At 71.4% G+C, this 21,404-nt stretch carries 22 protein-coding genes and 1 pseudogene; 8 read left to right on the forward strand and 15 right to left on the reverse strand.

The genetic code is table 11. The annotated features are described in order from the left end of the window. Positions 1-92: 92 nt before the first annotated feature. From lepB to ACIQPT_RS32255, 3 genes are all read right to left on the reverse strand, one after another. Positions 93-794 (reverse strand): signal peptidase I, encoded by a 702-nt coding sequence (gene lepB / locus ACIQPT_RS32245; protein ID WP_401161079.1) that lies wholly within the window; start codon positions 792-794, stop codon positions 93-95. Between the two features lie 100 nt (positions 795-894). Beyond that, positions 895-1,185, reverse strand: a complete 291-nt coding sequence (locus ACIQPT_RS32250) for a hypothetical protein (protein ID WP_401161081.1) — start codon at positions 1,183-1,185, stop codon at positions 895-897. A gap of 111 nt (positions 1,186-1,296) precedes the next feature. Continuing rightward, positions 1,297-1,806 (reverse strand): DUF664 domain-containing protein, encoded by a 510-nt coding sequence (locus ACIQPT_RS32255; RefSeq protein ID WP_401161083.1) that lies wholly within the window; start codon positions 1,804-1,806, stop codon positions 1,297-1,299. Positions 1,807-1,888: 82 nt separating this feature from the next. Here ACIQPT_RS32255 and ACIQPT_RS32260 point away from each other — a divergent pair, with 82 nt between their 5' ends. After that, positions 1,889-2,260, forward strand: a complete 372-nt coding sequence (locus tag ACIQPT_RS32260) for an iron chaperone (RefSeq protein ID WP_401161085.1) — start codon at positions 1,889-1,891, stop codon at positions 2,258-2,260. A gap of 27 nt (positions 2,261-2,287) precedes the next feature. Here ACIQPT_RS32260 and ACIQPT_RS32265 read toward each other — a convergent pair whose 3' ends face one another. The 7 genes from ACIQPT_RS32265 to ACIQPT_RS32295 form a co-directional block, all read right to left on the reverse strand. Further along, positions 2,288-3,319, reverse strand: a complete 1,032-nt coding sequence (locus ACIQPT_RS32265) for an alpha/beta fold hydrolase (protein WP_401161087.1) — start codon at positions 3,317-3,319, stop codon at positions 2,288-2,290. Positions 3,320-3,474: 155 nt separating this feature from the next. Next, entirely contained in the window at positions 3,475-3,708 is a 234-nt protein-coding gene (locus ACIQPT_RS32270; RefSeq protein WP_401161089.1) for a hypothetical protein, read from the reverse strand. 6 nt (positions 3,709-3,714) lie between these two features. Further along, positions 3,715-4,389, reverse strand: a complete 675-nt coding sequence (locus ACIQPT_RS32275) for a TNT domain-containing protein (protein ID WP_401161091.1) — start codon at positions 4,387-4,389, stop codon at positions 3,715-3,717. Positions 4,390-4,574: 185 nt separating this feature from the next. Further along, positions 4,575-5,090 (reverse strand): lytic polysaccharide monooxygenase auxiliary activity family 9 protein, encoded by a 516-nt coding sequence (locus tag ACIQPT_RS32280; protein WP_401161093.1) that lies wholly within the window; start codon positions 5,088-5,090, stop codon positions 4,575-4,577. Between the two features lie 273 nt (positions 5,091-5,363). Continuing rightward, entirely contained in the window at positions 5,364-6,068 is a 705-nt protein-coding gene (locus tag ACIQPT_RS32285; RefSeq protein WP_401161095.1) for a DUF4230 domain-containing protein, read from the reverse strand. 133 nt (positions 6,069-6,201) lie between these two features. Continuing rightward, the gene (locus ACIQPT_RS32290; protein WP_401161097.1) at positions 6,202-7,302 is read right to left on the reverse strand and encodes a winged helix DNA-binding domain-containing protein; all 1,101 of its coding nucleotides are present in this window, start codon (positions 7,300-7,302) and stop codon (positions 6,202-6,204) included. 89 nt (positions 7,303-7,391) lie between these two features. Next, complete coding sequence (locus ACIQPT_RS32295) at positions 7,392-7,961, reverse strand: DinB family protein (RefSeq protein ID WP_401161099.1); 570 nt, start codon at positions 7,959-7,961, stop codon at positions 7,392-7,394. A 125-nt stretch (positions 7,962-8,086) separates the two neighbouring features. Between ACIQPT_RS32295 and ACIQPT_RS32300 the strand changes: the two genes are divergently transcribed. Continuing rightward, positions 8,087-9,082: a helix-turn-helix transcriptional regulator gene (locus tag ACIQPT_RS32300; RefSeq protein WP_401161101.1), complete on the forward strand. Its 996-nt coding sequence runs from the start codon at positions 8,087-8,089 to the stop codon at positions 9,080-9,082. Here ACIQPT_RS32300 and ACIQPT_RS32305 read toward each other — a convergent pair. Together ACIQPT_RS32305 and ACIQPT_RS32310 are read right to left on the reverse strand one after the other, a co-directional pair. Further along, the gene (locus ACIQPT_RS32305) at positions 9,079-9,867 is read right to left on the reverse strand and encodes a DUF4389 domain-containing protein (protein ID WP_401161103.1); all 789 of its coding nucleotides are present in this window, start codon (positions 9,865-9,867) and stop codon (positions 9,079-9,081) included. The genes ACIQPT_RS32300 and ACIQPT_RS32305 overlap by 4 nt on opposite strands. A gap of 252 nt (positions 9,868-10,119) precedes the next feature. Next, positions 10,120-10,567: pseudogene (locus ACIQPT_RS32310) on the reverse strand (VanZ family protein); the annotation flags it as partial. Positions 10,568-10,714: 147 nt separating this feature from the next. Here ACIQPT_RS32310 and ACIQPT_RS32315 point away from each other — a divergent pair. Both ACIQPT_RS32315 and ACIQPT_RS32320 read left to right on the forward strand, forming a co-directional pair. Continuing rightward, positions 10,715-11,215 carry a tetratricopeptide repeat protein gene (locus ACIQPT_RS32315; protein ID WP_401161105.1) on the forward strand — a complete coding sequence of 167 codons (501 nt, stop codon included), beginning with the start codon at positions 10,715-10,717 and terminating at the stop codon, positions 11,213-11,215. A 138-nt stretch (positions 11,216-11,353) separates the two neighbouring features. Next, the gene (locus ACIQPT_RS32320; RefSeq protein ID WP_401161107.1) at positions 11,354-12,055 is read left to right on the forward strand and encodes a YoaK family protein; all 702 of its coding nucleotides are present in this window, start codon (positions 11,354-11,356) and stop codon (positions 12,053-12,055) included. 224 nt (positions 12,056-12,279) lie between these two features. Here ACIQPT_RS32320 and ACIQPT_RS32325 read toward each other — a convergent pair whose 3' ends face one another. Then, positions 12,280-12,555 (reverse strand): type B 50S ribosomal protein L31, encoded by a 276-nt coding sequence (locus tag ACIQPT_RS32325; protein WP_401161109.1) that lies wholly within the window; start codon positions 12,553-12,555, stop codon positions 12,280-12,282. A gap of 63 nt (positions 12,556-12,618) precedes the next feature. Beyond that, positions 12,619-12,783: a 50S ribosomal protein L33 gene (gene rpmG / locus ACIQPT_RS32330; protein WP_401161111.1), complete on the reverse strand. Its 165-nt coding sequence runs from the start codon at positions 12,781-12,783 to the stop codon at positions 12,619-12,621. A 310-nt stretch (positions 12,784-13,093) separates the two neighbouring features. Here rpmG and ACIQPT_RS32335 point away from each other — a divergent pair, with 310 nt between their 5' ends. Beyond that, positions 13,094-14,524: a PP2C family protein-serine/threonine phosphatase gene (locus tag ACIQPT_RS32335; protein WP_401161113.1), complete on the forward strand. Its 1,431-nt coding sequence runs from the start codon at positions 13,094-13,096 to the stop codon at positions 14,522-14,524. A gap of 54 nt (positions 14,525-14,578) precedes the next feature. Here ACIQPT_RS32335 and ACIQPT_RS32340 read toward each other — a convergent pair whose 3' ends face one another. Continuing rightward, positions 14,579-16,069: a hypothetical protein gene (locus ACIQPT_RS32340; RefSeq protein ID WP_401161115.1), complete on the reverse strand. Its 1,491-nt coding sequence runs from the start codon at positions 16,067-16,069 to the stop codon at positions 14,579-14,581. Positions 16,070-16,300: 231 nt separating this feature from the next. On the opposite strand from ACIQPT_RS32340, the gene ACIQPT_RS32345 reads away from it, so the two are divergent. The 3 genes from ACIQPT_RS32345 (at position 16,301) to ACIQPT_RS32355 (ending at position 21,045) form a co-directional block, all read left to right on the forward strand. Further along, a complete protein-coding gene (locus ACIQPT_RS32345; protein ID WP_401161117.1) occupies positions 16,301-17,437 on the forward strand; it encodes an aminoglycoside phosphotransferase family protein in 1,137 nt (378 codons plus the stop codon). A 569-nt stretch (positions 17,438-18,006) separates the two neighbouring features. Beyond that, positions 18,007-18,681, forward strand: a complete 675-nt coding sequence (locus tag ACIQPT_RS32350) for a transglycosylase SLT domain-containing protein (RefSeq protein ID WP_401161119.1) — start codon at positions 18,007-18,009, stop codon at positions 18,679-18,681. A gap of 150 nt (positions 18,682-18,831) precedes the next feature. After that, a complete protein-coding gene (locus ACIQPT_RS32355) occupies positions 18,832-21,045 on the forward strand; it encodes a germacradienol/geosmin synthase (RefSeq protein WP_401161121.1) in 2,214 nt (737 codons plus the stop codon). The last annotated feature ends 359 nt before the right edge of the window (positions 21,046-21,404 follow it).

The following is a 21,404-nucleotide window of genomic DNA, read 5'->3' on the forward strand; positions in this document are numbered from 1 at the left end:
GACAACACAGCCCACTCGGCATCCGAAAGCTCATGACGACGCACCATGACCAGCATGATCTCTCATCACCTGATCACCTTTGAAGACGATCTCTAGGACTTGTCGGGCACGCTCTTGAAGGTGTCCGGCACCGGCAGGGTGCTCCAGCGGCCGAGCGGCCAGGCGATGACGACGGCCCGGCCGACGACCTCGTCGACGGGGACCATTCCCTGGTTCGGGTCGTCCTGGTGGTAGCGGGAGTCCGCGGAGGCCTGGCGGTGGTCCCCCATCACCCAGACCTTGCCGTCGGGCACGGTGACCTTGAACCGGCCACCCTCGTCGTTGCTGCACGGGGTGTTGCCGGGGAAGACGTACGGCTCGTCCAGGGCGGTGCCATTCACTTTCACCGGCCCGTCGCCCGCGCACTCCACGGTGTCGCCTCCGACGCCGATGACCCGCTTGATGAGGTCCTTCTCCTCGGCGGAAGGCATCACACCGACGAAGCTCAGCACCTTCTGCACGGTGTTGGGCTCGTCCACGGGCACGCCCGCGAGCCAGTCCGCCGGGTCGTGGAAGACGATCACCTCGCCGCGCTCCGGCTCCGACCCGAACCACGGCGTCAGCTTGTCGACCAGGACCCGGTCGCCCTGCTGAAGGGTGTTCTGCATGGAGTCCGAGGGGATGGAGAAGGCCTGCACCAGGAACGTCTTGATCAGCAGCGCCAGCACCAGGGCGACGCCGATGAGGAGCGGCAGCTCCACCCAGAACGGCCGGTTCTTCCGCGTCCTCGACCGCCGTGTGCCCGCACGCCCCATTGCACCGCTCCTCGCCCCGTGTACCGCCCGCCCGTCCCTGGGGGAACGGATCAGGTGATCCACTCTATGGGGCGCGGTGGGCGGTGGGGGACGCCGGAGCCTAGGCGGATTCCGCTCCCACCGGTGGGACCGTCGCGCCCTCCCCGGCGCGGACGGCTTCGACCACGCTCTGGTGGAAGCGGCGGCTCTCCTCCTCGGAGGGGCACGGCACCGGACTTCCGGTGAGGGTGAACCAGTCGGAGGAGCCGCTGTACTGCACGGCCACCGACGCCTGTCCGTCGGACCAGGTCGTATGCACCGTGAGATCGCCGCTCAGGATGCCCGCTTCCACGGTGCGTACGCCACCGGTTCCCGCGTACACTCCGCTGGTCGTCCAAGATGCCCAGCTCATGACGGTCACCTTTCGGACGATGGCAAGCCTGTCCAGCCGACTCCTTCCGAGTATGGCACTGCCGCTGGGACTGTGCACGGGTGTGCGCGGGCCCTGTTCTGCCACCGGTTCTCAGGCGCGTTCCAGCATCCCTCGGACGTAGGCGGCCTGGCCCGCGTGCTGGAGATCCTCGGCGATGACGCTGATCAGCCGGACGCCCAGGGTCACCGGGGGCGACCAGCCCTCGTCGACGATCCGGTCCAGCGCGTGGCCCTCCAGTCCCGCGACGTAGTCCAGGGTCCGCTCGTGCACGGCGTCGAAGTAGCCGAGGAGGAGTTCGGCGGAGTCCACGCGGACGGCGGCGACCTCCTCGGCGGTGTGCCCGTAGCCGGTCGCCGTCCCCTCGAAGGGCAGCGCGAAGCGGTCGGCCCAGCCTTCGGTGAGCCAGATCTGTTCGATCCCGGCGGCGTCGGCGATGTGGTCGTCCTGGACGCGGGTGAGATGCCAGACCAGCCAGGAGATCGAGTTCGCCCCCGCGTCGACGCGGGCGTTGAGGTCCTCGGGCGGGAGTCCTTCGACCGCCGCGTGGACCGCTTCCCCGACCCGGTCGAACGCTTCGGCCAGCATGCCTGCGGTATTCATCCGTCCACCTTCGCCCGAGGGGCCCGCGGCCCCGGGGCACGACACACCGCCGGGCCGGCGGGAGTCGCCGTACGATCTCCTCATGGTCCGGAGCCGCGCGGAGAACGTCGATCAGTACCTGGCCGAGGCCCCGGAGGCCCGCCGGGAGGCTCTTACGGCGCTGCGCGCGCTGTGCCGGGAGGAGCTGACGGGGTTCCGCGAGGTGATGGCGTACGGCATGCCCGCCTATGAGCGGGAGGGGGCGGGGACGGGTGAGATCGCCTTCGCCGACCAGAAGCAGTACATCTCGTTCTACCTGCTGCGCACGGACGTCCGTGACGCGTTCGCGGACCGGCTGGCCTCCCACGACATGGGCAAGGGCTGTCTGCGTTTCCGTAACCCGCGGAAGATCGACTTCACGCTGGTCCGCGATCTGCTGCGGGCGACGGCGGCGACCCGCGGCACGCCCTGCTGACGCGGGGACGGTCCGCACCGGGCGTGCTCAGCGCAGGCCGTGCAGCCAGTCGGTCAGCAGCCGGTTGACCTCGTCGGGGCGTTCCTGCTGGATCCAGTGGCCGCAGCCTTCGAGGATGTGGGCGGCGGACAGGCCGGGCAGGGTCCGTGGGTAGGCGTCGATGGCGTCGGACATCCAGGTGGTGGAGGCGTCCAGGGCGCCGCCGATGAAGATCGAGGGCCGGGTGATGGGTGTGCCGTCCCAGGCGGCGAGGTCCTCCCAGTCCCGGTCGACGTTGCGGTAGCGGTTGAGCGCGCCGGTCAGGCCGGTGCGTTCGAACTCCTCGGCGTAGACGTCGAGGTCCCGCTCGTCGAGCCAGCCGGGGAGCTTGTCGGTGGGGAACCGGTCGGCCATGCGCGCGCCCGGCGGTACGAAGAAGAGGCTTCCGTGGTCGGCGGGGGCGAGCGTGTCGCCGGAGAGGCCCGCGTAGAAACCGGCGAGCCAGCCGCGCACGTCCGGTTCGATCTCCGCCTCGGCGCGCCCGGGCGTCTGGAAATAGCTGACGTAGAACTCCTCCTCGCCGCCGATGCCCGCGAATCCGTCGGTGGGGCGGGGGCCGCCGCGAGGTGCGTAGGGGACGCTGAGCAGGGCGACCGCGGTGAAGACGTCCGGCCGGAGCAGGGCGCTGTTCGCGGCGATGGGTGAGCCCCAGTCGTGTCCGACGACCGTGGCGGTCTCCTCGCCGAGGGCGCGGACGACGGCGGTGTTGTCGGCGACATGGGCGAGCATGCGGTAGGCGTCGGTGGCGGCGGGCGTCGAGGAGCGCCCGTAGCCGCGTACGTCGATGGCGACGGCCCGGTAGCCGGCGGCGGCCAGGGCGGGGAGCTGGTGGCGCCAGGAGTACCAGGACTCGGGGAAGCCGTGGACGAGCAGCACGAGGGGGCCCGTGCCCTGTTCGACGCAGTGGATCCGGCCGCCGGGGACCTCGACCGTCCGGTGCGTGGCGCCGGGAAGGACGGCGGAGGGGCGGGCGGCACGGCCCTGGAGCGGCGTGGTGGGTACGGGGGTGGACTCCGGCATGGCTTCTCCTCGGGCGCCCCGTGCGGGCGGGGCGGTCGTGACGCTTCGGCGGGCGGCCGGGCCGGGAGCCGCCCGGTCACGATCATTCGGCCGGTGCGGCCGCCCGGACAAGGATTTTTGCCGGTCCGGCAAAACCCCCGGTGCCGGGAGTGGTGTCAGACGAGCAGGCTCAGCAGGTGGGCGCAGGCGGCGGACTCGTCCGGGTGGTGGGCGAGGACTTCGTAGGTGCCGCGCTCGAACGCCCCGGTCTCCCAGCCGCCGTTACCGCCCCGCCGGACGAAGAGGAAGTCCGGCGGGGTGGGTACGGGCTCGTGGACGCCCTCGATCCGGTAGTAGCCGCCGGGGATCCGTGCCTCGACGAGTGCGGCGTGCAATGCCCGGCGGTCCATGGCGGGTTACGCGCCGACGGGCGTCAGGTAGGCGTTGTCCAGCAGCCACTTGACGTTGAGCCGCTGCCCCTCGCCCGGGTCGAGGAACACGGCGTCCAGCTTGATCTGCCGGCCGCCGCCGGGCTGCTCGAACCACGGGGCGATGCCGCCCTGCCAGACCCAGAAGGGCTTGGCGACCTTGTAGACGCGGTAGTCGCAAGGGGTGGCCGCTTCACGGGTGTTGAGGTTCTGCGGGGGCAGGGCGCGCTCGGCGTAGGCGTCGCCCGCGGGGGCCAGGTAGCCGCCGTACTCCGAACCGAAGCGGTCCAGGCGCTGGCCGGTGCGGAGCTTGACGGGCTCCTTGTCGATCTCGCCGTTCACCTCGGCGAAGCCGTCGTTGGGCGGGTACTTCCAGCTGCCGGTGTCCGCGGGGCCCTCCCAGTACTTCTTCAGGAAGTCCTTCGGCGTGAGGTCGCCGGTGCGCTGCCAGCCGTTCAGGAGCGGGCCGACCGGGGCGAGCCGCTTGTTCGGCAGCCACTTGGGGCCGAGGCGGGCGTCGCCGCGGAACTCTCCGGTGCAGGGTTCGTGGCGCTCGGCGGCGGGTGCGGGCTTGGCGGGCCCCGGTGCGGCGCTCGCCGCGGGGGCGGAGATCAGTCCGGCGGTGATGCCGAGCGCGGCGAGTACGGTACGCATGCGGTTCAATTCAGGAGTCCCCTCGAGCACTGATGATCCATCAGGACAGCTGACGTAGGGTAACCGCTCGACTACGTGAGGCTTACGCGCCATGCCGCTTTCCGGCCACCGGGAACAGCACCACGCCCCGGCCGCGCAAGGGCGCGACCGGGGCGTGGTGGGCGCGGGGGCATGGACCCCCGACCTGGGCGGTGCTAGCTGACGTTCACGTCGATGCAGGCGTAGAACGCGTTCGAGGTGTCCGCGATGTTCCAGACGGCCAGGATCTTCTGCTGGCCCGTCTTGTTGCCGAAGTCGACCTGGTGGGTCACGGTCGCGCCGGGCTGCGCGCCGCCGTCGTCGAACTCGGCGATCTTGTCACCACCCACGAAGTACTGCCAGGTGCTGGTCGAGTGGCGTGCGGTGATCTTCCACTCGAACTGCTGGGAGCGGTTCACCGGGGTGACCGACCAGCCCTTGGAGTCGTCGTCCAGCTCGGCGAAGCCGCTGTTGCCGCCGCTGCAGCTGGTGAGCCCCTTGGGGCCCTCGACGCTCTGCGGTTCGTACGTGATGGCGCCGCAGCTGACCGTGCCGGCGGCACACTGGGCCTGCCTGCTCGGCGGGTCGGAGATGTAGCCGTGGGCGCTGGCGGAGCTCGCCGGGAGGCTCAGGGCGAGGACCGGGGCGAGCAGGGCGCCGACGGCGAGTGCGGTCTTCCTTTTCGCGTGCATGCTTCTCCTTCACATGAGACCGCACCGCGCGGTGGCGGGCCGTGGGGGGCCCGGCTTCGACGGCGAGGCCTCGGGAGTGTGGGGCCAAGAGGCGCGAAGGGCTGCAAGTCCCTTGTCGGACAAGCCTGATGACAGGTGTCCGGAAAGGCCTTGCACTTGGACTAGACCATACCGACCGACGCGTTCACGTCAAGGGCGGTTCGCGGCGGGCGGCCCCCGCCGAACGCACCCGGGCGGCCGCACGCATCGAGCGCCGCACCCCGGGTGCCGCGATCACTCCTGGTCGTCGCCGTACCGGACCGTGACGCGCTCGAAGCCGAGTGATCCGAGCAGTCCTTTCAACATGGCGGCGGTGTTCTTCTCCGCGCGGGCGGTCAGTTCGCTCTCCTTGGCCGCCTCGGAGATGTGCTGGGCGGCGAGTTTGTTGACCGCCTGCTCGCTGCCGGGGTTGTCGGAGAAGAGGTCGCCCAGCCGGTCGAGGAGACCGCGCTGCTTGGACACCGCGTAGGAACGGTCGGGATCGAGCGCCGGTTTGCCCAGCACCGCGTGCGGCAGCCGGAGTTCGGCCGTGGTGCGGTCCTCGTCGACCACGACGCCGTCGCCGGTGACCTTGCCCAGGTCGACGGAGGCGCCGACGGTGCCCGCGCCGACGAACAGGGTGCGGGTGCCGCGCACCGCGTCGGGCAGGAACTTCGCGTCCTTCTCCAGATCGACGACGACCTGGAAGTTGCCCGAGGCGGCCTCGTACGCGCTCATGTCCTGGATGGACTTGAGCACGGCGGGGCCCGACCGGTCGTGGGTCTCCTCGCCGAAGAGGTCGTCGAGCCCCGGCAGCAGACTGATCCGGCTGCCGGCGAACAGCAGGACCAGTACGGCCGCGCCGATGCCGAGGACCTTCAGCCACCCTCGGGAGGGGCGGGCCTTCCGCTCGCCGTCGCCGTGCGGCGCGGGCTCTGGGGTTACGTCGCTGGACGTCATGTCCTGCGTGTGACCCGCGCCCGGCGCTTTCAGTCCCCCTCCGGCCGCCCGCCCTACGAACTCCCGCACAAAATGGGCCTGTTCCGGTACGGGCAGGCAGACGCCGACGTGCTCTCCCGGCGGCCGGAGCCGCTCAGCGCGGCGAGGCCGCCACCTGTACGCGGTCGCTCTCGCCGTCGGAGAGGAACGACGCCAGCTCCCGGCCCCGGTCGGCCACGGCGGCACGGTCGGCCCGGGTGAAGGTCCGCAGCGGATCCACCGTGACGACGTCTTCGGTGACGCTCCAGGTGGCGGCCACGCGGCCGTCGACCAGCACGACCCGCTCACCGGCGACCGAGAGGCCCCGGTGGGCGTCGTCGATGATGCGGCCGCGGTCCTGGTAGCCGAGGATCGCGTTGTCGAAGGCCGGCAGGAACCGTACCGGGGCGGGGGTGTCCGGATCCGGTCGCGGCGCGCCGGGCAGGTCGAGCAGCTCCCGCCCCCGCTCGTCGCGGAAGGCGACCAGCTCGTCGCGTACGGCGGCCACCGCGCCGGGCAGTCCGGCCAGGCCGGACCAGGCGCGCAGATCGGCCGTGGCGGCGGGACCGTGGGCGGCCAGATAGCGCCGGACCAGCGCCTGGCCGACCGGGTCGGAGCCGTCGGGAGCGGGCGGGTCGACCGGGCGGCCCAGCCAGGAGGAGAGCGCGACGTTACGCACCCCGCCCTTCGTGCGCCACAGCCCGCGCGGTGGCGCCTGGGCCATCGGGACAAGGGCGGCGACCACCAGCTCCCCCAGGGCCCGGGGCCCGGGGCCAGGGCGGCCCGGGGCGAGCGCCCGCACGATCTCGGCCGCGGTGCGGGGCTCCCCGTCGGCCATCAACTCACCTGCTTCTGAGGCGAGTTCGTCGAGATCGACCCCCTTCAGCTCGTCGCGGTAGACGCCGAGCACCCGTTGGCGCAGCATCGCGTCATGGCGGGATCGCCAGGCGAGGACGTCATCGGCGGCGACGAGATGGACCGTACGGCGCATGAGGTGGGTGCGCACCACGCTCCGACCGGACAGCAGATCCGAGAGCACCTTCGGCTCGAAGTCGGTCAGCCGGGACCAGAGCCCGACGAAGGGCTCCTGCGGCTCCTGCGCCTGGAGGCCGCAGAGGTGGGCCACCGCTTCCACGACCGGCAGGTCGGACCGGTCGAGCAGCAACTGCCGCGCGAGCATGGCGCGGTTCAGCGCCCGGTTGTCGAGGACGGTCATCGTGTCGCTCTCTCTCCCTCTCCGTCGTCCGCTGTCGGCTCCCCGTACATCCTCGCGTCCTCACGCGAGGATGTACGGCGCCCCGTCGGTCAGGTCGCCCGCCGCCCGTCGAGCGTCTCGCGCAGGATGTCCGCGTGGCCGGCGTGCTGTGCGGTCTCGGTGAGGACATGGGTCAGCACCCGCCGTACGCTCCACTCTCCCCCGGGTTCGCTCCAGGGCGCCTCGGGGAGCGGGTGCGCGGCCGAGAGGTCGGGGACCGTGAGGATGATCTTCTCGGTGCGGGCGGCGACCTGCTCGTAGGCGTGGAGGATCCCGGCCGTGGTCTCGCCGGGCAGCATCCGGAACTCCTTGTCCCGGTCGGTCATCCACTTCGGGAGCTCGCGTGCGGTACCGGCCGCCAGGTCGTCCCAGGTGACGCCGTCGGGCAGGGCGAAGGACATCGCCGACGGGCCCTCGGTCACAAAGCGCAGCCAGCTGTCCTCCATGGCCGTGACGTGCTTGACGAGGCCGCCCAGACACAGCGCGCTGACCGTCGGCCGCTCACCGGCCTGCTCGTCGCCGAGGCCTTCGGCCGAGCGGATCAGGGCGGCTCGCGCGGTGGCGAGAGCGGCGAGCAGGTCGGAGCGTTCGGCGTCGAGGGGCGCGGAGGCTGTGGTCATGATGATCGGGTCCTTCCGGTGTTTCCGTCGTGCGATCAGGTCGTGCGGTCACGTCGTGCGGTGCGGATCAACCCTCGCAAGGGAAGAGGCCAGGGTGTGACCTCTTCTCCGGTCATACTCGTGTCATGCCGAAGACTTCAGCGCGCCTGCTGGCGCTGCTCTCCCTGCTCCAGGCGCGCCGGGACTGGCCGGGCCGGCTGCTGGCCGAGCGGCTGGAGGTCAGTCCGCGCACGGTGCGGCGTGACGTCGACCGGCTGCGGGAACTGGGCTATCCCATCGCGGCCTTCAAGGGGCCCGAGGGCGGATACCGGCTGGACGCGGGCGCGCAGTTGCCGCCGTTGCTGTTCGACGACGATCAGGCCGTCGCGCTCGCCGTCGCCCTGCGGACCGCCGCCGGGACCGGAGCCGGGATCGGGGAGGCCGCGGCCCGCGCGCTCACCACCGTCCGGCAGGTCATGCCCGCCCGACTGCGCCATCGCGTGGACGCGCTCCAGGTCACCGCCGTCGAGCGCACGGGAGGACAAACGCAGCCGCAGGCCGATCCGCGGGTGCTCGTGACGCTCAGTGCGGCGGTGCACGCCCGCGAGGTGCTGCGCTTCGACCACTCCCCCGCGTACGTGCCGGCCACCGCCGACGCCGCGCCCGCGGTGCGAAGGGTGGAGCCGCACCGCCTGGTCACCTGGGGCGGGCGCTGGTATCTCGTCGCGTGGGACCTGGACCGCGAGGACTGGCGGACCTTCCGCGCGGACCGGATCACCCCGCGCACTCCCACGGGCCCCCGCTTCACGCCGCGCGAGGTGCCCGGGGGCGATGTGGCCGCCTTCGTCGCCGCCCGGTTCCAGGGCTCCGAATCCCCCGGGGAGTGGCCCTGCCGGGGCGAGGTGATCCTCGACGCGCCGGCCTCCGCGGTGGCCGGCCACGTCCGCAACGGCATCGTGGAGGAGTGCGGCCCGGACCGCTGCCGGGTGGTCCTGGGCGCCTGGTCGTGGCCCGGCCTGGCCGCCGAATTCGGCAGGTTCGACGTGGACATCGAGGTCGTCGGGCCGGACGGGCTCCGGGAAGCCTTCGCGCAGTTGGCCCGCCGCTACGCCCGCGCGGCGGGAACGAAGCCCGGAGACTAGCGCCCGACGAGGCGGGTGTCGGTGGTGTCGTCGCTCGTCGAGGTGGTCACGGACGTGGTGATGTGCCCCGCGAGACCCAGCACCAGGAACAGCACCACGAGCCACTTGGCGGCGCTGCTCAGGACCAGCGGGCGGGTGGCGGAGCGCGACCCCTCGCGGGCCACGGCGAGGTCGTCGTCGCCGAACAGGCCCTTGGGGTAGGCCGGGGTGAGCATCATGACGTACGCGGAGAACCGCATCCGGTAGCGCAGGGTGGCCGCCGTCGCCTCGAACAGCGGCCGGGGCATCCGGCCGAGGCACAGCGTGATCAGCCACCAGACGAAGGCCAGCGCCCACCACCCGTACACGGCGAGGCTCTGCACGATCGCCGCCGGGATCATCAGGAAGACGCGGAACAGCACCGCCAGCCGGTTGAGCGGGGTGGGCCGCACCTCGATCCGCACCGGGTAGTCGGCCGGCGGGGTCAGGGCGAAGGGCGGGTAGCGGTCGATGAGCAGCATGTCGCTCGCCGACACGCGCATGTCGTAGCCGAGGACGCCGGTCAGGAAGCGGAACACGGGGTCGGGCAGCCGCCCGAGCACCAGGGCCGCGAACCATCCCGCGATGACGGTGAAGAACGCCGCGATGTGCAGGACGAACAGCACGATGAAGTGCGGGATGAGCAGCAGGAGTCGCAGGAGGACGGTCAGCCGCCGTTGACGTGCCGGTTCGACGATGTCCAGAACGGGCCTGAACTCGTCCGCGTCCATGTCCTCGCGGCCCGGGCTCCACTGACCTTCGGCCATGTCGCTCCTCCTCGGCAGGGGATCCGTACGGCATCCGCGCGCAGGACGTGACCCCACCGTGCGTCCGGTCCCGGCCGCCCGCAAACGGCCCGGGCCCGAACGGGTGCCCGGCTCAGCGCCTGCGGAAGCGGTCGAGCAGGGAGCGGGCGGCCTTCGTCCGGGTGCCCTTCGCGCGGGCGGGCTTCGTCCCAGCGGCCTTCCTCGGCTTGCGCTGCGGCTCGACGGCCTCCGGCTCTCCCTGCCGTTCGGACGAGCCGGGAACGTCGGCGTACGTGTAGTAGCGGTGGCTGATCCGGCGGCCCAGCACGAAGTACCCCAGCAGCGCGCCCGCCGTGTTGAGGATGACGTCGTCGATGTCGAAGGCCCGGCCCGATACCAGCGCCCCCTGGATCAGTTCGACGACGGCCATGACGACGGCGGTCAGCAGCGTCATCCGGATCATGCGCAGGCGGCGCGGCACGAAGAACGGCAGGAGGAGTCCGAACGGCACGCCGAGCAGCAGGTTTCCGCCCGCCTGCTTGCACGCGGCGAGGAAGGTGTAGTCCTCGGCGTACTGGCGCAGCGAGCGGCCGGGGCGGAGATTCGAGGTCACGAGGTCCTCGGAGGCCGGCGAGGGCGTGAGCGTCACCTTGGCCAGCAGCACGGAGAACACCACCAGCCCCAGGAGCACCACCGTCAGGACCGCGCCGCGCACCAGCACACGTACCCATGTCCCCTGGCCTGTACGGGGATCCGCCTCTGCAGTCATGGCCGACGGATGCCCCCGACCGGCCGGAACACACGCCCCGGGCGGGGCGCGGAGCAAAAACTCACCCGGCCGTCCGCGAGCGCCTGCGACGATGTGCGCATGAACGCACCCAAGAAGAGGGACCTGCTGGACGAGGCCGACCGGTTGCGTACGGAGGGACGGCCCGAGGAGGCGCGCGAGCGGCTCCTCGCGCTGACCGCCCAGTACCCCGACGACGCGGAGGTGGCCTGCCGGACGGCGTGGATCCACGACGTGCTGGGGCTGGAGTCGGAGGCGGTGCCGTACTACGAGCGCGCCCTGGCGAATCCGGAGCTCGTCGTGGAGGACCGGCGCGGGGCGCTCCTGGGGCTGGGCAGTACGTACCGGATCCTCGGCCGGTACGGGCAGGCGGTGGAGACGCTGCGCCGGGGCGTCGAGGAGTTCCCGGACGACGGTGCGCTGCGGACGTTCCTGGCGATGGCCCTGTACAACACCGACGAGCGCCACGAGGCGATGCGGCTGCTGCTGGAGCTGACGGCCACGACCAGCCAGGACCCGTACGTACAGCAGTACCGGCGGGCGATCGAGCACTATGCGAAGGACCTCGACGAGACCGTGTGACCCCTGCGGGAGGACCGACGCGGCGCGCCGCGTCGCGGGCGGCGCGCCGGTCCGCGAGCGCCGGGTGCCGAGAATGCTCGGGTGTCCACCGCTCCCCCGGCTCCCCCGCCGTCACCGCCCTCCTCATCCTCTTCCTCCGTGCCCCGGGCCGGTGATGCGCCGTGGCGCGCCGAGGGGGCGCTGCTTCTCCTGTCCGCGGCCTCCGGGGCGGCGGACGCCTTCGTCTTCCTGTGCGTGGGGCAGGTCTTCGCCGGGGTGATGACCGGGAATCTGGTGCTGCTGGGGGCTTCGGCCGCCGGTACGGGCGAGGACGGTGCGGCGTGGAAGGTGGCCGTCGCGCTGGCGTCGTACGCCTGCGGGGTGGCGGCCGGTGCGCTGATGTCCGGGCGGCTCGGCCTTCGGTTCCCGGCGCTGCTGGGGGCGGAGGTCGTTCTGCTGGGGGCGGCGGCCGTGCTGTGGGGGCTGGAGCTGGTCACGTCGTACGGGGACCGGCTCGGGCTGCTGGCCCTGGTGGCGGTCGCGATGGGTGTCCAGGGGCGCGTACGGGTGACGCCGACGAACTACTTCACCGGGACGCTGACGTCGCTCGCGGGCCGTGCGGCGTTGCGGGAGCTGCGTCGCGGGGACGGCTGGGTGCTGGGGCGGCTGGCCGCGGTGGTGGCCGGGGCAGCGGTCGCGGCGCTGGCCGAGCGGTGGTGGAGCCCCGGGGCCGCGCTGGGCGCGGTGCTGATGGCCGCCGGTGCGCTGGCCCTGGAGACGGTCCCGCGCCGGGGCGGCCGGCCGCGGTCGGACAAGGGGAAGCCCCGGCCGGATCGGGGGAATCCAGCCGGGGCGGCTTGAGTGCGGGCGCGAAGGGCGGTCGCCTCTCGGCGGAGGGGTCCATGGGCTTCGGCGGTGCGATCTTCCCGATCTTCCCGATATTTCCCATGGGCCACAGGTGAGCCCGGGGACACTGTCCCCCTCACTCCCACGTATAGATGAACGATAAACCATCCAGGACCGTTCCCGGGAATCCGCCCCCGCGGATGTGATCCACGGCACGGAATCCCCGGCTTCTCCCCTGGTCAGGTCGCGTTCGGCCAGCTTCCGAACGCCTCGCCGGTGCCGTAGCGGCGCCGGAACTGCTCCACGCGGCCCGCCGTGTCGAGCACCTGCCGGCCACCGGTGTAGAACGGGTGGCTCGCCGACGAGGTCTCGACGTCGATGACGGGATAGGTGTTGCCGTCCTCCCATTGCACGCGCTCGCCGGAGTCGGCGGTCGAGCGGGTCAGGAAGGCGACGTCGGCCGCGCGGTCGCGGAAGACCACAGGACGGGACTCGGGGTGGATACGGGACTTCATCGATGCGTTCCTTCCTCACCGCGGGCAGCGGTGGCATACAGGGTCACGAGCCTCTTCCGGGGGTCAGCGGACCTCGCGGAACAGCACGTGGCGGCCGGCGGCGGAGTCGAACTTGCGGAGCTCCAGCCGGTCGGGGGTGTTGCGGCGGTTCTTCCGCGTCACATAACTCCGGCCCGTTCCGACGGTGGACCGGAGGGTGACGACGGGCCTGGTCTCGCTGCGCGCCATGGGCGCCTCCCGATACTTCTGCCGACCCCGCTCCCCTATCGGGAATGGGATTCGTTTTCGTTCTGGTGAGGTAACGCGAGCCACCCCCATGGCATTCCCGCCCCACCACACCCCCCGAACCGCGTGGTCAACTCGCCCCAAACGTAAGCCTGTTCGGATACTCACCGCCCCGGAGAGCCGCCGGCATATGCCAGACGCAAGAACGCATCGAGTGTTGCCAAATCCCTTACGGCCCGCCGCGGCCTGTGCGACAGTCGGTAGCGGTCCACCCTTCAGAACCGGCTAGGCCGCGCCTGTATCGGAGTACGAGATGCCGTCCCCCCTCTTCGCGGACCGCCCCGCACCACAGCTTCCCGCGCATGACGCCGTCGACGACCTGATCCATCGGACGCGCCGGCTGCGGGGGGACGTGGACGCCGTGCGGCGGGACGCCGTCGTGTTCGACGAGGACGACCCCCAGCTGCGCTGGCAGCGCGCCCTGTGCGAGCTGGCCGTGCACCACCTGGACAACCTCGACGAGCAGCTCGGCCAGCTCAGGGCGGGCCTGCCGGGCCCCCGCGCCGAGGACCCCGCCCCCCGGAGCGACGCGGCACCGGAGGGTCCGAGGGCCGGTTCCCTGCTGAACCGGGTGGGCAGCGCCGAGTGGAACCTCCTCACCGACGAGTCCAGCTGGTCCGACGAGCTGTACGAGATCTTCGGCAGGCCGCCCGGGTCGACCCCCCTCTCCCTGGACGACCTGCCGTCCGTACTGCTTCCCGAGGACCAGCCGCAGCTGACCGCCATGGTGACGGGCTGCCTCGTCGACGGCCGGCCGATGGACGGCGAGTTCCGCATCGTGCGCCCCGACGGCGGCACGCGCACCCTGCATATGACGGGCGAGCCGGTGCTCGACGCCGAGGGCTGCACCGCCTCGATGTGGGCGGTCCTCCGGGACGTCAGCGAGCTGCGCCGCAGCGAGCAGGCCGTGAGCAGGAGCCGTGCGTCGGTGCGGCGCGAGGAGCACATCGAGCGCACCGAGCACCGGATGGCCGTGGAGCTCCAGGAGACCGTCCTGCCGCCGTGGCGCGGATCACTGCGCCTCCCGCAGCAGGGCCCCGGCGCCCTGGACATCGCCGCGCACTACCTCCCTTCCGAGTCGAGCGGGCTGATCGGCGGCGACTGGTACGACGCGATGGAGCTCCCGGACGGGCGCACCCTCCTCACCGTCGGTGACCTCACCGGGCACGGCATTCCCGCCACCTCGGCGATGGCGATGATGCTGGGCGCACTGCGCGGCATGGCCGTCGCCGGCATCGAGCCGGGCGCGCTCCTCGGACACCTCAACCAGGTCCTCGAGACGTCGATACAGCCCGCGCTGGGCAGCGCCCTGTGCTGCCGCTTCGACCCCGCCACCTCCCTTCTGTCCTGGGCGCAGGCCGGACACCCCGCACCGCTGCTCTTCCGCGGCGGTTCGGGACGGCTCCTGCCGCCGCCGGACGGCATGCTGCTCGGCGCCGCGTCCCACGCCGTCTTCGAGCAGGACGAGGTACGGCTGTTCCCCGGCGACGTGCTCGTTCTGCACACCGACGGCCTGACCCGACGCGGCGACCGGGGTGCGGGCCCGGAGGCACTGCTCGCCCTCGCCCCCCGGTTCGCGGAGGCCCGAACGGCACAGGAGTGCGTCCGGAGCGTCGTCGAGGAGTTCGGCGGGACCGAACGGCCCGACGACGCGTGCGTGCTGGTCGCCCGTATCGGGGCGTGAGAAAGCGGACGTATCAGGGTGTGAGGGAGCGCGGAGCGGCGCGGCCGGGCCGGGTCAGATCTGCGTGCCCCTGGCCTTCTTCTGGCCCGGCGGCATCGAGAGCTCGATCTCCTCGCGCAGATCCTGGATCCCGGCGTATCCGGCGAACTGACCGGTGAGCCGGTACATTTCGCGGAGCCGGTCCCAGGTGCGGTGCGAGGAGGTCTCCCCCATCGACACCAGCGCGAGCCGGGCGTACCGGTCGGCCTGTTCGGGGTCGTTGGCGATGAAGCAGGCCGAGGCCAGCGAGATGTAGTCGAAGATCTTCGACCGCTGACGCCCGTTGATCCGCAGCTCCAGCGCCTGCTTGGCGTGGCGCTGGGCGATGATCGCGGCCCCCGGGTCGTGCTCGGCCAGCGTGCGGAAGGCGAGCGCCTGCATGCCGTGCATATCGGCCTCGTCGAACATCTGCATCCAACTCGGCGGCGGCACATCGCTCTTGTCCGAGACGAAGAGCTCCTCGGCCTCGCCGAGGGTGCGCCGCATGGCCTGGCCCCGGCCCATGGACGCCTGTGCCCAGGCCTCGATGGTGCGCAGCATGGCCTGCGTACGGGGCAGGGTCTCGTCGCCCGAGCCGGACTTGGCGAGCTTCATCAGATCGAGTGCGTCGTCGGGCCGGCCCAGGTGCACCATCTGGCGTGCCGCCCGGGAGAGCGCTTCTCCGGCGCGTGGCCGGTCGCCGCCCTCGCGGGCCGCGTGGGCGGCGATGACGAAGTACTTCTGGGCGGTGGGTTCGAGGCCGACGTCGTGGGACATCCAGCCCGCCAGGACGGCGAGGTTGGCGGCGACGCCCCACAGGCGGCGCTGGAGATGGTCGGGGTGACGGTAGGCGAGCATGCCGCCCACCTCGTTGAGCTGGCCCACGACCGCTTTGCGCTGCAGTCCGCCGCCCCGGGACGCGTCCCAGGCGCGGAACACCTCGACCGAGTGCTCCAGGGCCTCGATCTCCTCGGAGCCGACCGGAGCGGCCTCGTACCGGTCGAAACCGGCGGGATCGGCGTGCAGGGGATCGTTGGTACGTGGAACATCGGCCGCCAGAGCGGGGTCGCTGTGCAGCCAGTCGTGCATGGGGCCGGCGATGGTTGAGCCGGCGGCGAGCGCGGCGCCCGCACCCACCAAGCCGCGTCGGTTGAGCATGAGGTCCATTCCCGTGAATTCGGTGAGGACCGCTGCCGTCCGTTCGGGCGCCCACGGCAGTTGATCGGGATTGTGTTCCGTCCCGGAGTCACGCCGTTTCCCCACACGCCCGCGTCGGCCGAACCCGAGGTCCTCGATGGTCACGACACGGCCGAGCCGCTCGGTGAACAGAGCCGCCAGCACTTCGGGCACGGGATCACGGGGGGATTCCCCCATGTCGATCCAGCGCCTGACCCGCGAGGTGTCGGTGGCCAGCTGCGGGTGGCCCATGGCCGCCGCCTGCCGGTTCACCATTCTCGCGAGTTCGCCCTTGGACCAGCCGGCCAGGCCGAACAGATCAGAAAGGCGGGTGTTGGGTTCTCCGGTCACTTCAAGCCCCCAGGTTCTCGGCTGACTTGACACTAACCCCCTGTCAGATGCGCTGTGACTATTCGCCAGGGTTCGCCAGGGTCCGCCAGATGGTCTGCCACCCGCGCTCCGGTGTCAGGTAGGAAAGCGCCACCCCGCCCGGCAGCCCTAGGTACTCCCCAGGGTGCCGAACGGCCGTCGGCCGGGTTGGCGCACGCAACTTGTCGGCGCACGAAGGGATCTGTCTCGCCCATGTACACAGCATCGTCCTCCGTGTCCGCCCCGCCCCGTCCGCTCCGCCCGATGGGCGCGGGCGGCGGGCCCTATCTCGCTCCTCACGCCGGCGCACCGGCGCAGGGTCCGGGCCGGGCCCGACGGGCCCCGGGGCCGGGCGCCGGACCGCTCAGCGGAAGAATCGACCTGTCCGGGCCGCAGGGCGCGCAGGTGCGGATGGCCATCGCCTCCGTGCAGCGCATCTGCCCCGAGTTCAACCCGGTCCAGGTGCTGCGACGCAGCGGCCGTTCGGTCCTGATCGTCGGAACGACCGGGCGGGCCACCGCCGTGGCGAAGTGTTTACTGGACCATTCGCCGGCGTGGACCGAGCGGTTCCGGCACGAAATAGCGGCGTACCGCGCGTTCGTCCGGCACCGCCCCCCGGTTCGGGCGCCCCGGCTGATCGCGGCGGACCCGGAGAACTGCACGCTGGTGATCGAGCGGATGCCCGGCCGGGTCGCCGCCCTCACCCGGCATCCGGCGGAGGCGCCGCCGCGGGCCGACATCCGGGCCGCGCTGGGCGCGATCGCCCGGGTGAACGCCTGGCGGCCGCCGCCCGGACTGTTCGAGGCGCCGCTCGACTACGCCTCGCGGATCGCGCGCTATCACGAGCTCGGTCTGTTCACCGACCGTGACCTGGGTGACCTGCAGAAGCTGCTGCACGGCCTGGCGCACGCGGGTGGCCGACAGGGCATGGGGCAGTTCTGCCACGGGGACGCACTGCTCTCCAACATCCTGCTGTCGCCGACCGGTCCGGTGCTCGTCGACTGGGAGCACGCCGGCTGGTATCTCCCGGGGTACGACCTGGCGACGCTGTGGGCGGTGCTGGGCGACGCGCCGGTGGCGCGACGCCAGATCAGCCAGCTGGCCCAGGCCAGGGGCCCGGCCGCACGGGACGCGTTCCTGGTGAACCTGATGCTGGTGCTGACCCGCGAGATCCGCAATTACGAGACGGCGGTGCAGCGCACCATGCGGGAGGCTCCCCCGGTGGGTGCGGGGCAGGACCGGCCCGGTGCGCTCTCCTCGGGCGAGGAGCAGCGGCTGCTGCTGCGGCGGCTGCACGACGACTGCGCCATGGCGCGGCGGGCGGTGCGGGCGGCGGTCGGCACCCGCTGAGCTCGGCACCCGCTGAGCAGGGACGAAGACGAGCGGAGACGAAGACGCGGGCGAACGGCCGCCCCGCCTGCCGAGAACCACAGTGACCGGACCACTGTCCAGACCGCTGTGAAGACCACTGTGAAGAAGAAGCGCGTTGCGGGACCGGTGCCGACACACCGGTCCCGCAGCGCGCTGTTCTGCGTTCCGGGGCCCCTGCGGCGGGTCCGGAACCGCCCCTGTGGGCCCTGCCTCCCCGTGACGGGGTGGTGACCCTGTGCTGCCCCGGGGTCCCCGGCGGGTGAGGCCCGCCACGAGACCCACGTCACCTACGGCCTCCGGTAGTAGGCGTGAGCCCTCCCGTCCGGCGTAACGAGCCGCCCATATGGCTCATAAATTGGCATCTCACGATGAAGAGTAGTAAAGGCGGTCATTGCTTCCCATGTCGGACAGCGCTAACCATGGATCCCGGCAAGCACCGAGTACGAGCCGCGTCGATCGCCCACCGGCGACCGCGACCCGGACCACCCGGTACCTGCCGACGCGGCGCGAAGGCCGCGAAGCCCGTCCCCCATAGGAAGAGCTCACGCATGCCCCGCATCTCCACCCTGCGCATCACCCGCTCGCACAAGATCGCCACCGCCGTGCTCGTCGCGGCCGGTTCGGTCTCCGCCATAGCCGCCACCGGCGGCCCGAGCGAAGCGCAGACCACGGCTGCCCGGTCCTCCATCTCCGTGGAGCCGGTCGCCGCCGCGGGCATCCCGACGGCGAAGGACGCGGCGGCCAAGAAGGCCGCTCAGGAGACCGCCGCCAAGGAAGCCGCAGCGAAGAAGGCCGCCGCCGACCGCAAGGCGAGCGCGGCGAAGGACGCCGCCGAGGAGCGGTCCGAGAAGCAGGCCGCCAACCGCTCCACCGAGCGCAAGGCCGTCACGCCGAAGAAGTTCGCGAACAACCTCGACGGCTGGATCCGCGAGTCGCTCGACATCATGAAGAAGAAGAACATCCCCGGCTCCTACGAGGGGCTGCACCGCAACATCATGCGCGAGTCCAGCGGCAACCCGAACGCCGTCAACGACTGGGACATCAACGCGCGGAACGGCATTCCCTCCAAGGGTCTCCTCCAGGTGATCCAGCCCACCTTCGACGCCTACCACGTCAAGGGCACCCCGAAGAAGCTCACCGACCCGGTCGCCAACATCACCGCCGCCGCGAACTACGCCGCGGACCGGTACGGCTCGATCGACAACGTCGACTCCGCCTACTGAGCGACCGACTTCCGAGCACGCACAGGCCAAGCCGCGATTATGTGACTAATCGCCGTCGTGCGTGCTCCGTATGGCCGAAGGGTAGTGCTGCGCGGACACCACCGGTCCGCGCGTTTCCCCGCGCGGAGGCTTCCGAAAGGCCTGACGCACATGGCACAGCCCTTCTCACTGCCGGACTTCTATGTTCCGTATCCGGCGCGGCTCAACCCTCATGTGGAGGCGGCACGCACGCACACCCGGGCGTGGGCCCGCTCCATGGGGATGCTGGAGGGGTCCGGCATCTGGGAGGAGGAGGACCTGGAGGCGCACGACTACGCCCTCCTGTGCGCCTACACCCACCCCGACTGCTCGGCCGAGGCGCTCTCTCTGGTCACCGACTGGTACGTGTGGGTCTTCTTCTTCGACGACCACTTCCTGGAGCTGTTCAAGCGCACCCCCGACCGGGAGGGCGGCAAGCGGTATCTGGACCGGCTGCCCGCCTTCATGCCGATGGAGCGGGGCGCCCCGACGCCGGAACCGGAGAACCCGGTCGAGGCGGGGCTCGCCGATCTGTGGGCCCGTACGGTCCCGGCGATGACGGACGCCTGGCGGATCCGGTTCGCGGAGGCGACGGAGAACCTCCTCAACGAGTCCCTGTGGGAGCTCGCCAACATCCACGAGGGCCGCATCGCGAACCCCGTCGAGTACATCGAGATGCGCCGCAAGGTGGGCGGCGCGCCCTGGTCCGCCGGTCTGGTGGAGTACGCGGCCAACGCCGAGGTGCCCGCCTCCGTCGCCGACGCCCGCCCGCTGCGGGTGCTGCGGGACGCCTTCTCCGACGGGGTGCACCTGCGCAACGACCTCTTCTCCTACCAGCGTGAGGTGGAGGACGAGGGGGAGAACAGCAACGGCGTGCTGGTGCTGGAGAAGTTCCTCGGCTGCTCCACGCAGGAGGCCGCCGAGGCCGTCAACGACCTGCTGACCTCACGGCTGCAGCAGTTCGAGAACACCGCCCTGACCGAACTCGGCCCGCTCTGCGCCGAGAAGGGCCTGGACCCGACGCAGACCGCCGCTGTGCTGGCGTACGTCAAGGGGCTCCAGGACTGGCAGTCCGGTGGCCACGAATGGCACATGCGCTCCAGCCGCTACATGAACGGCGGCGGCGCGGGCGAGGCCGTGGCCGGCTTCGGCATGTCCGCCGCCTCCATCAGGTTCACGCTCCGCTCGGAGACCGCGCGGGCCCGCAGCCACAGCCATGTGCCGTATCAGCACGTGGGCCCCTCCCTGCTGCCGGACTTCGACCTGCCGTTCGGGACGACGCTGAGTCCCCATCTGGAGGGGGCACGCGTCCGGCTCGTCGACTGGGCGCGGCGGATGGGCATCCTGGAGGCCCAGCCGGGCGTGCCGGGTTCGCACATCTGGGACGAGCGGCGGATCATCGCGATCGACCTGCCGCTGTGCGCGGCGGGCCTGCATCCGGACGCGACCCCGGACGAGCTGGACCTGTCCTCGGGCTGGCTGGCCTGGGGGACGTACGGGGACGACTGGTTCCCGGTGGTGCACGGGCGGGCCCGGGACCTGGCGGGGGCGCGCCTGGCCAACGAGCGGCTGTCGCTGTTCATGCCGCTGGACGGCGAGGGGACGCCGGAGCCGGTGAACGCCCTGGAGCGGAGTCTGGCCGACCTCTGGCGCAGGACGGCCGCTCCGATGGACGTGAGCGGGCGGCGCACCTTCCGGACCGCGATCGAGTCGATGACCGAGAGCTGGCTGTGGGAGCTGGCGAACCAGGCACAGAACCGTATCCCCGATCCGGTGGACTATGTGGAGATGCGGCGGGCGACGTTCGGTTCGGACCTGACGATGAGCCTGTGCCGGCTCGGGCACGGCAGGAAGGTTCCGGACGAGGTCTACCGCAGCGGTCCGATGCGTTCCCTGGAGAACGCGGCGGCGGACTACGCGTGCCTGCTGAACGACCTCTTCTCGTACCAGAAGGAGATCGAGTACGAGGGGGAGGTGCACAACGGTGTCCTGGTCGTGCAGAACTTCTTCGGCGTGGACTATCCGACGGGCGTGGCGATCGTGCACGACCTGATGAACTCGCGGCTGCGGCAGTTCCTGCATGTCGCCGAGGTCGAATTCCCGGTGCTGTACGACGACTTCGGCCTGGACGCCGAGGCGCGGGAGGTCCTGGCGGGCTATGTGCAGGAGCTCAAGCACTGGATCGCGGGGATCCTGATCTGGCACCGGGGCTGCCGCCGCTACCGCGAGGAGGACCTGCGGAACGGCAACGACACCCCCTGGCATCTGAGCGGGCCCACAGGACTGGGCACGTCGGCGGCGCAGGTGACCCGGCTGATGGCCCAACTGGCGGGCAGCCCGGTCTAGGCCCGCAGGCGGCACCCGACCGGGAAACGGTCCGTCGTGGGATTCCCACGGCGGACCGTGGCCGAATTTCATCAGTATCTGACGCCCCTGACCGAAAGCCACCCCTCCGCGCGCCGATATGTCTCCCCGTGAAATGCATGAAGAGAAACATGAAGCGGGCGTGAACACATTCACGGCGGCGGCCGCGGTTCTTCCCCCGGTTCCATCGTCGGCGCTGCTCACACGGGTAGCGGTCCGGCCGGCCCGCATCGTTCGCCGACCCCTACCTATTCGAGTAGTGGTTTCGCCGATGGCCGGATGCCTATCGTTCCGGACGAATCGACCTGAGCGATGTGCGCCGGATCGCCGGCAAAGGGGAG

This window comes from Streptomyces sp. NPDC091289 (assembly GCF_044757365.1).
Classification (GTDB): domain Bacteria; phylum Actinomycetota; class Actinomycetes; order Streptomycetales; family Streptomycetaceae; genus Streptomyces.

Bases quoted from the DNA above. Each gene is read 5' to 3' on its own strand.
- lepB (WP_401161079.1), bottom strand. From the start codon at position 794: ATGGGGCGTGCGGGCACACGGCGGTCGAGGACGCGGAAGAACCGGCCG.
- ACIQPT_RS32250 (WP_401161081.1), bottom strand. From the start codon at position 1,185: ATGAGCTGGGCATCTTGGACGACCAGCGGAGTGTACGCGGGAACCGGT.
- ACIQPT_RS32255 (WP_401161083.1), bottom strand. From the start codon at position 1,806: ATGAATACCGCAGGCATGCTGGCCGAAGCGTTCGACCGGGTCGGGGAA.
- ACIQPT_RS32260 (WP_401161085.1), top strand. From the start codon at position 1,889: ATGGTCCGGAGCCGCGCGGAGAACGTCGATCAGTACCTGGCCGAGGCC.
- ACIQPT_RS32265 (WP_401161087.1), bottom strand. From the start codon at position 3,319: ATGCCGGAGTCCACCCCCGTACCCACCACGCCGCTCCAGGGCCGTGCC.
- ACIQPT_RS32270 (WP_401161089.1), bottom strand. From the start codon at position 3,708: ATGGACCGCCGGGCATTGCACGCCGCACTCGTCGAGGCACGGATCCCC.
- ACIQPT_RS32280 (WP_401161093.1), bottom strand. From the start codon at position 5,090: ATGCACGCGAAAAGGAAGACCGCACTCGCCGTCGGCGCCCTGCTCGCC.
- ACIQPT_RS32285 (WP_401161095.1), bottom strand. From the start codon at position 6,068: ATGACGTCCAGCGACGTAACCCCAGAGCCCGCGCCGCACGGCGACGGC.
- ACIQPT_RS32290 (WP_401161097.1), bottom strand. From the start codon at position 7,302: ATGACCGTCCTCGACAACCGGGCGCTGAACCGCGCCATGCTCGCGCGG.
- ACIQPT_RS32295 (WP_401161099.1), bottom strand. From the start codon at position 7,961: ATGACCACAGCCTCCGCGCCCCTCGACGCCGAACGCTCCGACCTGCTC.
- ACIQPT_RS32300 (WP_401161101.1), top strand. From the start codon at position 8,087: ATGCCGAAGACTTCAGCGCGCCTGCTGGCGCTGCTCTCCCTGCTCCAG.
- ACIQPT_RS32305 (WP_401161103.1), bottom strand. From the start codon at position 9,867: ATGGCCGAAGGTCAGTGGAGCCCGGGCCGCGAGGACATGGACGCGGAC.
- ACIQPT_RS32315 (WP_401161105.1), top strand. From the start codon at position 10,715: ATGAACGCACCCAAGAAGAGGGACCTGCTGGACGAGGCCGACCGGTTG.
- ACIQPT_RS32325 (WP_401161109.1), bottom strand. From the start codon at position 12,555: ATGAAGTCCCGTATCCACCCCGAGTCCCGTCCTGTGGTCTTCCGCGAC.
- rpmG (WP_401161111.1), bottom strand. From the start codon at position 12,783: ATGGCGCGCAGCGAGACCAGGCCCGTCGTCACCCTCCGGTCCACCGTC.
- ACIQPT_RS32335 (WP_401161113.1), top strand. From the start codon at position 13,094: ATGCCGTCCCCCCTCTTCGCGGACCGCCCCGCACCACAGCTTCCCGCG.
- ACIQPT_RS32345 (WP_401161117.1), top strand. From the start codon at position 16,301: ATGTACACAGCATCGTCCTCCGTGTCCGCCCCGCCCCGTCCGCTCCGC.
- ACIQPT_RS32350 (WP_401161119.1), top strand. From the start codon at position 18,007: ATGCCCCGCATCTCCACCCTGCGCATCACCCGCTCGCACAAGATCGCC.
- ACIQPT_RS32355 (WP_401161121.1), top strand. From the start codon at position 18,832: ATGGCACAGCCCTTCTCACTGCCGGACTTCTATGTTCCGTATCCGGCG.